The organism is Pseudophaeobacter sp., assembly GCF_048267565.1.
GTDB lineage: Bacteria > Pseudomonadota > Alphaproteobacteria > Rhodobacterales > Rhodobacteraceae > Pseudophaeobacter > Pseudophaeobacter profundi.
The window spans coordinates 231,557-244,629 of sequence record NZ_JBLWXG010000003.1; the positions used below are offsets into that span (position 1 = coordinate 231,557).

General features: G+C 61.2%; 13 protein-coding genes and 1 riboswitch. Of the genes, 8 read left to right on the forward strand and 5 right to left on the reverse strand.

Features of this window, described 5'->3' with window-relative positions; translation table 11 throughout:
* Positions 1–16: 16 nt before the first annotated feature.
* Positions 17–1,930, reverse strand: a complete 1,914-nt coding sequence (locus tag ACN0VH_RS09675) for a 5'-nucleotidase C-terminal domain-containing protein (protein WP_490362984.1) — start codon at positions 1,928–1,930, stop codon at positions 17–19.
* Positions 1,931–2,232: 302 nt separating this feature from the next.
* Here ACN0VH_RS09675 and nudC point away from each other — a divergent pair, with 302 nt between their 5' ends.
* The 3 genes from nudC to ACN0VH_RS09690 all read left to right on the forward strand — a co-directional run bounded on the left by nudC (position 2,233) and on the right by ACN0VH_RS09690 (position 4,625).
* Positions 2,233–3,219: an NAD(+) diphosphatase gene (gene nudC, locus ACN0VH_RS09680; RefSeq protein ID WP_417700508.1), complete on the forward strand. Its 987-nt coding sequence runs from the start codon at positions 2,233–2,235 to the stop codon at positions 3,217–3,219.
* A gap of 68 nt (positions 3,220–3,287) precedes the next feature.
* Positions 3,288–3,755 carry an SRPBCC family protein gene (locus ACN0VH_RS09685; RefSeq protein ID WP_417700509.1) on the forward strand — a complete coding sequence of 156 codons (468 nt, stop codon included), beginning with the start codon at positions 3,288–3,290 and terminating at the stop codon, positions 3,753–3,755.
* An 86-nt stretch (positions 3,756–3,841) separates the two neighbouring features.
* Positions 3,842–4,070, forward strand: a riboswitch (cobalamin riboswitch).
* 105 nt (positions 4,071–4,175) lie between these two features.
* Positions 4,176–4,625, forward strand: a complete 450-nt coding sequence (locus ACN0VH_RS09690) for a hypothetical protein (protein WP_417700510.1) — start codon at positions 4,176–4,178, stop codon at positions 4,623–4,625.
* On the opposite strand, the gene ACN0VH_RS09695 is transcribed toward ACN0VH_RS09690, so the two are convergent.
* On the reverse strand, positions 4,622–5,140 hold the full coding sequence (locus tag ACN0VH_RS09695) for a protein-tyrosine phosphatase family protein (protein WP_278922883.1): 519 nt from the start codon (positions 5,138–5,140) through the stop codon (positions 4,622–4,624). The genes ACN0VH_RS09690 and ACN0VH_RS09695 overlap by 4 nt on opposite strands.
* Positions 5,141–5,306: 166 nt before the next feature.
* On the opposite strand from ACN0VH_RS09695, the gene ACN0VH_RS09700 reads away from it, so the two are divergent.
* Together ACN0VH_RS09700 and ACN0VH_RS09705 are read left to right on the forward strand one after the other, a co-directional pair.
* Positions 5,307–7,118 (forward strand): DNA polymerase III subunit gamma/tau, encoded by a 1,812-nt coding sequence (locus ACN0VH_RS09700; protein ID WP_417700511.1) that lies wholly within the window; start codon positions 5,307–5,309, stop codon positions 7,116–7,118.
* 110 nt (positions 7,119–7,228) lie between these two features.
* Positions 7,229–7,573, forward strand: a complete 345-nt coding sequence (locus ACN0VH_RS09705; RefSeq protein ID WP_278922882.1) for a YbaB/EbfC family nucleoid-associated protein — start codon at positions 7,229–7,231, stop codon at positions 7,571–7,573.
* A 157-nt stretch (positions 7,574–7,730) separates the two neighbouring features.
* Here the strand turns inward: ACN0VH_RS09705 and ACN0VH_RS09710 are convergent, their stop codons facing one another.
* Entirely contained in the window at positions 7,731–7,937 is a 207-nt protein-coding gene (locus tag ACN0VH_RS09710) for a cold-shock protein (protein ID WP_009809887.1), read from the reverse strand.
* A 323-nt stretch (positions 7,938–8,260) separates the two neighbouring features.
* Between ACN0VH_RS09710 and recR the strand changes: the two genes are divergently transcribed.
* A complete protein-coding gene (gene recR, locus ACN0VH_RS09715; protein WP_278922881.1) occupies positions 8,261–8,860 on the forward strand; it encodes a recombination mediator RecR in 600 nt (199 codons plus the stop codon).
* A gap of 94 nt (positions 8,861–8,954) precedes the next feature.
* Here the strand turns inward: recR and ACN0VH_RS09720 are convergent, their stop codons facing one another.
* Positions 8,955–9,722, reverse strand: a complete 768-nt coding sequence (locus tag ACN0VH_RS09720) for a DUF1013 domain-containing protein (RefSeq protein WP_278922880.1) — start codon at positions 9,720–9,722, stop codon at positions 8,955–8,957.
* A 147-nt stretch (positions 9,723–9,869) separates the two neighbouring features.
* On the opposite strand from ACN0VH_RS09720, the gene ACN0VH_RS09725 reads away from it, so the two are divergent.
* Together ACN0VH_RS09725 and ACN0VH_RS09730 are read left to right on the forward strand one after the other, a co-directional pair.
* On the forward strand, positions 9,870–10,517 hold the full coding sequence (locus tag ACN0VH_RS09725; protein ID WP_278922879.1) for a ribonuclease T2 family protein: 648 nt from the start codon (positions 9,870–9,872) through the stop codon (positions 10,515–10,517).
* A gap of 499 nt (positions 10,518–11,016) precedes the next feature.
* Positions 11,017–11,874 carry a DUF2189 domain-containing protein gene (locus ACN0VH_RS09730; RefSeq protein WP_278922878.1) on the forward strand — a complete coding sequence of 286 codons (858 nt, stop codon included), beginning with the start codon at positions 11,017–11,019 and terminating at the stop codon, positions 11,872–11,874.
* A gap of 166 nt (positions 11,875–12,040) precedes the next feature.
* Here the strand turns inward: ACN0VH_RS09730 and ACN0VH_RS09735 are convergent, their stop codons facing one another.
* Positions 12,041–13,030, reverse strand: a complete 990-nt coding sequence (locus tag ACN0VH_RS09735; protein WP_417700512.1) for an NAD(P)H-quinone oxidoreductase — start codon at positions 13,028–13,030, stop codon at positions 12,041–12,043.
* Positions 13,031–13,073 lie beyond the last annotated feature (43 nt).

Sequence of the window (13,073 nt, forward strand, 5' to 3'; positions counted from 1 at the left end):
GACAAGGGTACTGACGCTAAAGCTTGAGGCGCAGTTTCAGAAAACCATTTGGCGTCACGCCCTGATCTTCCACCTGATCGGCAGGCAACTCTGCCAGGTGATTGCGGGCAACCGGCCCGGTGAAGACAACCACCCGCGCCCCCGGCATCGGCGCCAGCCGCCAGGGATAGGGGGCCTGCTCCAGCGCGTCTTTTGGCAGGCGGCCCGACACATAATCACAGATGGCATCGCGGATCTTGACCGTGGGCAGATGCAGTTGCTGCGCCTCTTGCACCATCTTGTAATTCCCACCGCCGCTGACCCGATAACTACTTGTAGCAACTACAAATTGTTGCGCGCCAGTGACGGGTTCACCGTTCCACCGCAGCCTGCGGATGCGGCGCGCTTCCGGGTTGATCAACACCCCGGACGACGAAAAGCGCGGCGGCTGAGACAGGTCAATTTCATATTCCAGACCAAAGATCACATCAAAATTATGCCCGGCCCGGTCGAGGTTGACCAGGTCCACATTGCGCGCCCCCTGAGCGACCTGATTGAACAACCCGGCCGACATCTCCAACCAATCGCGCAGCTGATCACCGCTGACCTGCACCACCCAGATGGCATTGTGAAACACCTGCAAATCCGCGACGTTGCGCATACACAGATCCCCGGCAGCAATATCGGTATAGCTTTCCGGCCCCGAACGACCGCCAAATTTACCCGGCGCCACCGCTGACAACAGCGGAAATTCGCCCGCCGGAGTGCCCTGCAACATCGGCCGCACCGCCGCCATCTGGGCGCAGGACAACAGCGCCAGCCCGTGGTCCTTGGCAAAGAAGGTAAAATACGAATGCAAGGCTTCGGCACTATGGCCAACCGGCTCTTTCATGCGGGCCTGTGTCTGGGTATGGGCCTCCGCCAGGGTCGCGACAAACTCTGCGTCCTCGGGCACCTTCGGCGTCAGCTTGCCCCAGGCATCGCGGCGCGAAATCGGTTTGGCGCAGGCGCTCCAGGTCTTGATCTTCCACCCATCCCGCCCATGGGTCAGCTGCAGATCAATCTGCCCCAGATGCGAGCCATGCGCGCCCGGCATCACCACCGGCTTGGCAAAGGCCTGCGCCGGGTCCGGCAGGACCAGATGGGTATGTCCACCAATTACCGCATCAATGCCTGCGGTGGCCACAATGGGGCGCAGGGCGTTTTCCATCTGCGGCACCGCATCCGCCCCCCCCACCCCGGTATGGGCCAGGGCAACGACCAGATCACAGCCCTGCGCGCGCAGCTCGGCCGCGCTTACGGTGGCAGCCTGGACCATATCCTGCACCCGGACCTGCCCCTGCAACAAATGCGCGTCCCAGATCATCGTCTGGGGCGGCAGCACCGACAATACGCCCACCCGCACCGGTGGCGCATCCGGCAGGGCCGCAAACCGGCGCTCCAGTATGCATGTTTTGACAAAGGGCAGGTCTTGGCCCGGCACAACCGGGTGCATATTGGAGCAGACCACCGCACAGGGGGCATCGCGCAAGATGGCCTTCAAGACAGGCAGGCCAAAGTTGAAATCATGGTTGCCCAGACCAAGCACATCGTAATCCAGCGCTGCAAACGCCGCCATCAAAGGATGGGGCCCAGTGGTTACATCCCCCGAGCTGCCATCCGGCGCCGGCATCGCTGCCTCACCCAACGGAGAGCCCTGCAGGGCATCACCGTTGTCCAGCAGCAATGCGACCCCGCCGCAGGCCTCTGCTTCGCGGCGCGCCTCGCCAATCAGGCTGGAAATCCGGGACAGGCCAACACCCGGATCGGGGCGATCAGCAAAATAGTCATGGCTCAGCAGGTTGCAGTGCAGATCGGTTGTCGCAAGGATGCGCAATAGGCCAGAGCCTTCCTCTGCCCCTTCATCCAAGAGGTCAGAACCTACAGATGTAGATGCCGTAAACGCTGTCATACCGCTGAATTCGCAGCTGTCACTGCCCGCTCCAATCCGTGCTTTATCCGCCCCCCGCTGAGGGGTCTCACCTTTGAATCAGCGTTTCGCAGGTTTGCAAAGGCACCAAATGCCCCATCTTAGATAAAATGTCGCCAAGTTGCAGGTCAGCTAGCCGCCAAACACCCAAAGTCAAGACAGACCGGAACGGGCAAGAACCGCCCAAAACGCGGAACCTGCGCGAATTTTCTGTCAGATCGGCTGGCCTTTCGCGCCGCAAGGGGGCATCACAATGCACAACAGGCCAGCACAGGGGGCAAGGAATGAAACGTGCAGAACAGGTAACCTTTGGGGGTGGCGGCGGGTTAGATCGCAAGGCACAGCTGCGCGAAGACCCCACCGCGTTGGCCCTGGCCTGGGGCGCTGCAACCACGCAGGTTCTGTTAACCTGGCGCGGCAAGGTTCTGAGCCAGCGTTCGGATCCGGCGCGCGGCCCGGACGGCCTGGCCTGGGTTGACACAGACCACCCTGTGGCTGCGGCCTACCAAGACAGCGCCCTTTATTTGGGGGCGGATCCCAGCGGCGCTGATCTATTTGCCTGCGATCTGGGCAACTGGCATCCTGATGCACTGGACGAAATGGCACTGGCCAGTTTTGCCGATCTCAGCGAGCAGCAGCATCCCGACCTGCCAACCGGCCATGTCTTTGCCGAGCTGCGCCGGATCATGGCCCGGCTCACCCCGCTGGAGGCCGAACTGGCCGCCACCGCCAAGGCGCTGCTGTCCTGGCATCAATCGCACCCGTTCTGCGCCCGCTGCGGCAGCAAAACCCAGATCACCCAGAGCGGCTGGCAACGCCAATGCCCGGACTGCAAGGCGCTACATTTCCCCCGTACCGACCCGGTTGTCATCATGTTGATCACCCAGGGCGAAGAGGTGTTGATGGGCCGTTCTCCGGGCTGGCCTGCCGGGATGTATTCACTGCTGGCCGGATTTGTTGAACCCGGCGAAACGCTAGAGGCTGCCGTGCGGCGCGAAGTCCTGGAGGAGACCGGCGTCACCGTGGCCGAGGTTGGCTATCTGTCCAGCCAGCCCTGGCCCTTTCCCATGTCCCTGATGTTTGGCTGCCAGGGGCGCGCCACCAGCCGCGACATCACCATTGACCCCAAAGAGATCGAAGATGCGCTCTGGGTCAGCCGCCAAGAGATGATGACGGTCTTCGCTGGCGACCACCCAAAGATGCATGCCGCGAGAAAAGGTTCAATTGCGCATTTTCTTCTGGAAAACTGGCTTGCAGACACCTTGGATTAAGAAGATGATTCTACCATCAAAATTCGACAAGACACCCTGAGGGCTGGCCAAGCGCCAGAAGGCATAGCATGGAATTATCAAGCAATGAGGACGTCGATGCGCCCCTCTCTGACGTCTTTGACGCACTTTCTGATTTTGGCAATTTCGAACGCTCGGCGATCCGGCGTGGCATCGAAGTCCAGCGGCTGAGCAACGACAGCACGCCGCAGGTTGGCCTGGCCTGGGATCTGCGGGCAGATTTTCGCGGCAAGCCACGCGAAGTCCACCTGGAACTTGCCACCTATGAGCCAGCAACACTGATTGGCCTGAACGGCGACAGCAACAGCCTGACAGGTCAGGGCCAGATCGAACTTATGGCGCTGTCACCAAAGCGCACCCGCATTTCGGTCAAGGTGAAGCTAAAGGCCAAGACCCTGTCAGGGCGACTGCTGCTGCAATCCCTGAAACTGGCCCGCGCCAAGGTCAACCGCCGTTTTCGCCACCGGGTGGCGGAATTTGCCAGCCTTACCGAAGACCGGCTGAACCATACCGCCTAGGTCCAATTACGTCAGCTCTGCCATCCTGTCAGCGCCGCCAATTCCTGCCCCGCTGCAAATGGCGATTGACGACTCATCCCTGACGGCGTTAGCGGTGAAGGGATGGTTCTCGAGGCGCATGATTTTGTGTCCGGGATGAAAAGGGAACGTGGTGCGGCATGGGTTTTATACCTTTGCCAATTCCACGACTGCCCCCGCAACTGTAGGCGGTGAGCGCTTCGGATAAACCACTGGCACGGGGCACGCCCCAGCCGGGAAGGACCGAACCCGCAACGACCCGCAAGTCAGGAGACCTGCCATCGCATGGAAACTCGAAACTGGACGGGGAGTCCGGGCGGGTGTCAGCGTTGGCTAGGCGATCATCGCCTAGGGAAAATGCTGACCCTCTCGCGCCTTCCTGCCCCGCGCGGAGGGCGCATTATGACAGCGACATCAACCAAAGCGGCCGTGCAACCGGCCCGCAGCAAAACACCCAGCGATATCGGCCAAGGCCATGCCGATCACACCAGCCAAAGCCTTTGCCTGCATACAGGGGGCCCCTGCCCGGCCCTGGCCCGTATGGTCACCGCCCTCACCGGGGCGCTGGACAAGGCCCGCCCGGTAACCACACCTGAATTTGAGCTCAGCGGTGAAAGCAAGCTAGAGGGCTGCCCCCGGACCTGCGATGCACGTTTTGTCGCCAGCCATCACCGCATTCGCGTCTTTTGCGACGTGCCCCCTGCGGCAGAAATCTCGGCGCTGGACAGATTTGCCGATGCCTTTCTGGCCCCAGCCCAAGCGGACTTTCCCCTTGTCGCAAGCACATTGCCACACCGTCCCTGCGCCTTGGCGCAAGTGCTGACAAATCCTATGGTTCCCGAACCGGCCTAGGGGCCAGCGCCGGTCACCGCCCAATGCATCTGCGGCTCTGTCTCGACAGCACAGGGCCGCACCGCCCGCAACCGCTGCAACGCTTGATCCGGCGGCTCGCCCGCCTCAATCATCAGCCGCAGCACCACCATCCCCGACCGGCCGCAGCCACCCCGGCAATGTACCAGAACCCGCCCTCCGCCGCGCAGTGCCTGGCGTGCAAGGGTGCTGATCCCGGGCCACTGGTTCAGCATATCCGGCGTTGGTGGTGCATAGTCCGGCACCGGCAAATGCTGCCAGCGGCAACCCATGGCCTGAATATCCTGCCCCAGACTCGCGGCACCTGCGGCAAGATGTTCCACATCGGTGGTCATCGAAATCACCAACCCCGGCTGCCAGTCATGCAGATGCGCCATATCCCCCTGAAAATCACCTCCCGCCCCCGGCAAAGGACAGAGCGCAAGAATACCCTCACCCACGCTGAGCGCGTGCAGGGTCAGCGGCGTCACATCACGGCAACTGATTTCGTCATCCATGGCCGGGCCTCCTGTCGGGCGGGCAGCTGCACAAGCAGATCACAACGATCTGAACCAAAAGACTGGCCTGCGTCCCGGCATTGGTCAACAGCGGTGGACGAAGCCCCTCTGCCCGCGTACCTTGCCCCACGCGCGATCCCGCCCATCCGAATCCGGCAAGAGACCTATGAACGATAGCACAAGCGACAGCAGCCAATCCCAGTATCAAGTCTTGGCGCGCAAATACCGCCCCGAGACATTTGCCGATCTGGTCGGCCAGGATGCCATGGTCAGAACGCTGAAAAATGCGTTTGAAACCAACCGGATCGCCCAAGCCTTTATTATGACGGGTATTCGCGGCACCGGCAAAACAACCACCGCGCGCATCATTGCCAAGGGCATGAACTGCATCGGTCCCGATGGCTCCGGCCAACCCACCACAGAGCCCTGTGGCCAGTGTGAACACTGCACCGCCATCATGGAAGGCCGCCATGTCGATGTGATGGAAATGGATGCCGCAAGCCGTACCGGGGTTGGCGATATTCGCGAAATCATTGATTCGGTCCAATACCGCGCCGCCTCAGCCCGTTATAAGATCTATATCATTGATGAGGTCCACATGCTGTCCACCAGCGCCTTCAACGCGCTGCTGAAGACGCTGGAAGAACCGCCAGCACATGTGAAATTCATCTTTGCCACCACCGAAATCCGCAAGGTGCCGGTGACGGTCCTGTCGCGCTGTCAGCGCTTTGACCTGCGCCGGATCGAACCCGAAGTGATGATTACGCTGATGCGCAAGATCGCATCAGCCGAAGGTGCCGAGATCAGCGAAGACGCTCTGGCCCTGATCACCCGCGCAGCCGAAGGGTCGGCCCGAGACGCGACCTCATTGCTGGATCAGGCCATTTCCCACGGGGCTGGCGAAACCACCGCCGATCAGGTGCGCGCCATGCTGGGGCTAGCCGATCGCGGTCGGGTGCTGGATCTGATGGATATGATCCTGCGCGGCGATGCTGCGGCGGCACTGACCGAGCTGAGCGCGCAATATGCCGAGGGTGCCGATCCCCTGGCAGTGCTGCGCGATCTGGCCGAAATCACCCATTGGGTATCGGTGGTGAAGATCACCCCCGATGCCGCCGAAGATCCCACCGTCAGCCCGGATGAACGCACCCGCGGCCAACAGATGGCCGAGACCCTGGCGATGCGGGTGCTGACCCGCATGTGGCAGATGCTGCTGAAGGCCCTGGAAGAGGTCGCCGCCGCGCCAAACGCCATGATGGCGGCTGAAATGGCGGTGATCCGCCTGACCCATGTGGCCGACCTGCCCAGCCCGGAAGAGCTGATCCGCAAGCTGCAAGACACCCCACCGCCACCCATTGGCCCCGGTGGCGGGGCAAATATCGGCGCATCGGCGGGCACGCCGGTACAGGCCATGGGCGGTCATATGGCCGGGGGCAACACGGCCCCCTCTGGCAACGCACCCATGGCATCAGCGGCGGTCTCGCATAGCGGAGTCGGCAGCGGCCCGGCCACCGCGCTGGCGCCAGAAACAGCCCAGGCGCTGGCCCAGTATCCCAGCTTTGAACATGTGGTTGATCTGATTCGGCTGCGCCGCGACGGGCTGCTGCTGGAATATGTGAAAACCTACCTGCGCCTTGTGGCCTATCAGCCGGGCCGGATCACCATCCAGCCAACCCGGGACGCCCCCAGGGACCTTGCCGCCCGGCTGGGACAACAGCTGCAAACCTGGACCCAGGCCCGCTGGATCATCTCGCTGGAAAACGACGGCGGTGGTGAAACCATCACCGAACGCGAGAATGCGGTCGAAAACGCCCTGCGCGCCAAGGCAAGCGAACACCCGCTGGTACAGGCAGTCATGGAGAGCTTTCCCAAGGCGAAGATCACCCGCATCCGCACCGCAGAAGAGCTCGCCGCCGAGGTCGAGGCCGAAGCCCTGCCGGAAGTAGAAGACGAATGGGACCCCTTCGAGGAAGACTGACCCCGCCCGGATATGCACCGTAGGGCCGGATATTGATCCTGCCCTGCCCCTTGTACCACAGCCGCACCGCCCGTATTTAAGGCACAACAGAACACTTCAGGAGAAGACAGATGCTCAAAGGCCTTGGTGGTCTTGGCGATATGGCCAAGATGATGAAATCGGCACAGGAACTGCAAACCAAAATGGCAGAGATGCAGGAAGAGCTGCACAATGTCATGGTGGTTGGCGAGGCCGGCGCCGGCCTGGTGAAAGCCACCGCCTCTGCCAAGGGAGAGCTGAAAGAGCTCAACATTGATCCCTCGATCTTTTCTGGCGACGACAAGGAAGTTGTCGAGGATCTGATCCTGGCCGCTATCAAGGATGCCCAGGCCAAGGCCACCGTGAAGGCGCAGGAAGAAATGACCCGCCTGACCGAAAGCATGGGCCTGCCCAAGGATATCAAGCTGCCCTTCTAAGGGGGGACGGCAGATCAAAACAGCAAAGGCGGTCCTTAGGGGTCGCCTTTTTTAATGGCCCATTTAGGCGAATCACAGATTTCGGCAGGACATCGGCCAAAGAAAAACGCGGCCTCCACTGGGGAGACCGCGTTTCAAATTCTGGCTCGGAAAAGGCTTACGCCAGTTCGAGGTTCACAGCGGACTCACGACCGTCGCGGCCGGGTTCGATGTCGAATGTTACTTTCTGGTTGTCGGCCAGACCGGTCAGACCGGAACGCTCAACAGCAGAAATGTGAACAAATACGTCTTTGCTGCCGCCATCGGGTGCAATGAAGCCGAAGCCTTTGGTCGAGTTAAACCATTTTACGGTGCCTGAAGCCATGTCCGTAATCTCCTATTAAATGCTGCCCGCGTTGGTGCGGCAGCCCGGCGTGGTAGGTCTGGATCGAAGACTGAACGCCGTAAACGGGAGACAGTGGGTCGAAAAAGAAAAACGTTAGCCCTGCCTGTATGCGCGGGCTACGATTATTTTTCAAGAGGTAATATCATTCAGACGGCATAAGACGCCAAGGTGAGGCCACATCACGCGTACCATAGCCTAGTAAAAGACCCGCAACCAGAAACAAAGCCCGCCCGACGTTCCCATGGGCCTTGCAGCGCCCCGCCGCTTTGCGCCTATATGCGGACAAGCGCAAAGGATCCTATATGACCGACGACAGCCTCAGCGAGATCGAGCACCTGATTGCCCTTATGGCGAAACTTCCCGGCATGGGGCCTCGCTCTGCCCGCCGGGCGGTGCTGCATCTGATTCGCAAACGCGCACTGCTGCTGACGCCGCTGGCCGATAGCCTTGGCGCGGTGGCAGCCACCGCCCGCGAATGTCTGAACTGTGGCAATGTCGGCACCAGCGATATCTGCGGTATTTGCAGCGACGAGCGGCGCGCCAATGGCGAAATCTGCGTGGTGGAAACCGTTTCCGACCTTTGGGCGATGGAGCGGGCGCAGGTTTTCAAGGGGCGGTATCACGTGCTTGGCGGCACATTGTCGGCGCTGGATGCCGTCGGTCCGGACGATTTGCGCATTCCGCGCCTGGTGGACCGGGTCGCAAGCGAGGGCCTCCGCGAGGTGATTTTGGCGCTAAACGTCACCATAGACGGCCAAACCACGGCCCACTACATTGCCGACCAGTTGGACGATCAGGTGCAGATCACCACCCTGGCCCAGGGCGTCCCCATCGGCGGCGAGCTGGATTACCTGGACGATGGCACCATCAGCGCCGCCCTCAAGGCCCGCAAACAACTATAGGATACGGCGGCCGCAGCACAAAAAAAGACCATGCCCGGAAGAGCATGGTCTGAAATTTTTCCAGCGCGGGGCAACGGCGCTGCCCGCGAAACGATCAGCTGCGCGAGGTCTCGCCGCCTTCTTCGTCTTCGTCGTCATCCGCTACATCGGGCAGGTTGAAAAAGCTATCCGCGTCAACAACCGGATCGGCCGAGGGGCGCGAACTGCCACCGCCAAGGGTAAAGCTCTCCAGGCCTTCGATCCCGGCGGGGATCTTGGATTCGGTTTCCATTTCCAGCGATTGCTCGGTCGAAACCAGCTTGCGCCGTTCATCATCGCTCATCACGCCGCCTTCAGCCGCTTTCTTGGCTGCTGCCTTCTGCACGATCGCGTCCAGTTCGGACTGCTTGCACAGGCCCAGAGCAACCGGATCAATCGGCTGCATGTTGGAAATATTCCAGTGGGTGCGTTCGCGGATCGACTGAATTGTTGGTTTGGTGGTGCCGACCAGCTTGGCGATCTGGCCATCCGACAGCTCTGGGTGGAACTTGACCAGCCAGAGAATCGAATTGGGCCGGTCCTGACGTTTGGACAGCGGCGTGTAGCGCGGGCCACGGCGCTTTTCCTCGCCGGCCGCTGCCGCGTTGAATTTGAGCTTCAGCTTGTACAAGGGGTTGGCTTCGGCCTTGTCAATTTCATCCTGGGTCAGCTGATTGTTGGTCACCGGATCAAAACCTTTGACGCCGGCCGCCACATCACCATCGGCAATGCCCTGAATTTCCAGCTCGTGCATGCCGACGAAATCCGCGATCTGCTTGAAGCTGATCGTTGTATTGTCCACCAGCCACACGGCGGTAGCTTTGGTCATCAATGGTTTTGCCATGTGCTCATCTCCTAAACCTGGCGTCCTGTCCCGAAATACAACTTTCCCGTCGCCTGAATTAGGCTGCCCCGGTCATTTGGGGTCGGTATCCATTGTCGGGGAACTTCCATTCTATATAGTCGTGCTGATTTCATAAGGAAAGAGGCGATGCGCAGGTTCTTTTTAGCAATATTTCTCGCCCTGACCGGGCCTTTCACCCTTGCCGCTTGGGCAGATGGAGAGGTCGCCGGTGAATTTGACTATTACGTTCTGGCGCTTAGCTGGTCGCCCAACTGGTGCGAGATCGAAGGCGACGCCAAGGGGTCCGACCAATGTGATCCGCGTCACGACCATGGCTGGACCCTACATGGGCTTTGGCCGCAGTTTCATCGCGGCTGGCCCAGCTATTGCCGCACAACCCAGGCCCCGCCCCGGCGCAGTGATACAGCGAAAATGGCTGATATCATGGGGACTCCCGGTCTCGCCTGGCATCAGTGGAAAAAGCACGGCACCTGTTCCGGTCTAGGCGCCCGCTCCTATCTTGATCTGTCGCGCGCGGCCTATGACAGCGTCACCCGCCCGGCGATCTTTCGCAAGCTGGAGCGCGCCGTGACCCTGCCCGCCACACTGGTCGAACAGGCGTTTTTGCAGGCCAACCCGCAGTTTGATGCCGACAGCGTCACCGTGACCTGCCGCGATCATCACATCCAAGAGGTCCGCCTGTGCCTGTCCCGCGACCTGCAACCCGTGCCCTGCGGGCGTGACGTGATCAAGGATTGTTCGCTAAAGGATGCGCATTTCACACCAATTAGGTGACATGAGAATCGGACCGGTCGTCACCTTTGCCGCACTCAACCTAGCTGCCCCTTGGGGCGTCAGGGGCCTGATAGATGCCTTGGCAGAGGGGCGGCAAAGGCAGCTCCTCTTCTGGCTGATCGTGATTGTTCTTTTCACCGCAAACCAATTGGCAGCACGCCAATGGCACTCCTGGCGGTGGACGTTCTGGGGCATCTCGACCGCCAATATCCTTATGCTTCCACTTGGCGCCGTTTCATTGGCAACTGCGATCCCGAGCTTCCCCAGCTTGGTCTATTGGCCCCTTTTGTACCAAAGCTGATATCTCGCACTCGCGCCCCTGTCGCGGGCTTGTGAAGGTCGGTGGGCTGGATGTGATCACGCTATGCGCTAGATCTTGATAATATGGGTCCTGTGCCGCATTGGCCCGACTCTGCAGCGCGAGACGGCTCTGCCCCCTGGCGCGGCTTTGCGGCATCCTTGATCCGGGCCCTCTTATGGGATGAAAGGGAGCACGCACATGGCACACACAATCGGAAACCCGCTCAGTTGGCTGGCACAGCATCTGGGCTTAACCTCGGCACATGTCTCGGATTCAGTGGCACACCTGGGCAGCGATGAGACCACGGCCCGACCCGAGTTGAACCACCTGGAAATGTCGGATCTGCGTGCCGCGCTGAAGGCCGGGGTCGAGGATTTTGCCGCCTGCCGCAGCGATGCAATGTTTCTGATCCTGTGCTACCCGCTGATCGGCCTTGGTCTGGTGATCATGAGCCTGCACGTCAACATGCTGCCGCTGATCTTTCCGCTGATTCTGGGCTTTGCCCTGCTGGGCCCCGCAGCTTCTGTCGGGCTGTACATGATGTCGGCGCGTCGGGCTGCCGGCTTCACCCCGCGCTGGGGCGATGCCTTTGAGGTGCTGCGCTCTCCGGCGCTGCTGTCGGTCCTGGCCCTCGGATTTTACCTAGCGGTGCTATTCACGGCTTGGCTGATGGTGGCGAATGCAATCTACAACCACACCCTCGGCCCCGAGGCGCCAAGCTCTCTCAGCTCTTTCCTGCTTTCCATCGTGCAACAGCCCGAGGGCTGGCAAATGATCTTTTGGGGCGGGCTGACTGGCGCAATCTTTGCAATCACTGCCCTGGCCGTCAGCCTGGTCTCTTTTCCGCTGCTGCTGGAACGTAATGTCGGTCTGCCCGTCGCCGTCATCACCTCGGTCAGACTGGTGCGGCGCAACCCGCGCGTGACCCTGACCTGGGGGGCCTTTGTGGCGCTGGCGGTTTTTCTCGGCTCCCTGCCTGCCTTTGCCGGGCTGGTGTTGGTGATCCCAATCCTGGGACATGCCAGTTGGCATCTCTATCGGCGCGCGGTGCGCTGACAGCTTCCTCCTCTTACGCTGCTGGGGACAGCCGAGGAGGTATCGCCCGGCGCCCACCGGGCGGCGCTTGGCCGTCCCCACCGTCCCCCGGGGTCAGGCGCGTTTTCCCAACCTTCTGCAGGTGCCCTGCGGCTTCGGTGCGGCGACCTGCACCGCACCTGTCCGGCTAGATGTCGGAAACTTTCAGAACGATCTTGCCGATATGGCCCGAACTTTCCATGCGAGCATGGGCGGCGGCGGCCTCTTCCAGCGCAAATTCACTATCCATCACCGGAGCCAGCTTGCCAGCCTCGATAAGGGGCCAGACCACTTCGAACAGATCCTGCGCGATGCGGGCCTTGGCCAGATCGCTTTGCGGCCGCAGGGTTGATCCTGTCACCGTCAGGCGGCGCGCCATGATCTGGGCAAAGTTCAGCTCGGCCTTGGGACCGGACAGGAACGCGATATGTACCATGCGGCCATCATCCGCGAGAGTTTTGATATTGCGGGGAATATAATCTCCGCCAACCATATCAAGGATCAGGTCAGCCCCGCCCTCGGCGCGCAGCACCTCGACAAAATCCTCATCCTTGTAGTTGATCGCACGTTCCGCCCCGAGATCCAGGCAGGCCTGGCATTTCTCATCCGACCCAGCGGTGGTAAAGACCCGCGCGCCCAGCGCCGTCGCCAGCTGGATCGCTGTTGTACCAATGCCGGAGGATCCACCATGCACCAAGAAACGCTCGCCCGCTTTCAGCCCGCCACGGGTGAAAACATTCGACCAGACAGTGAAACAGGTCTCGGGCAGGCAGGCCGCCTGCTTAAGGCTCAGGCCATCTGGAATGGGCAGGCAATGGGCCGCCGGGGTTGCGACATATTCGGCGTAGCCACCACCGGGCAGCAGGGCACAGACCCGATCGCCAATTTCCAGCCCCGTGACACCGGCGCCCAGCGCCACCACTTCGCCAGATGCCTCTAGCCCCGGTAGATCACTGGCACCGGGGGGCGGATTGTAGGCGCCGGCGCGTTGCAGCGCATCGGGGCGATTGACCCCGGCATAGGCCACCTTCAGCACCACCTGACCATGGGTCGGCTGCGGCATGGGCCGCTGGGTCAGGGTCAGCACCTCTGGCCCGCCTGGGATCGAGATTTCAACGGCACGCATCGTATCGCTCATGCGGGGGATCCTCTTGTTCCGGCCCAGCCGTCAGGTCTGAGCT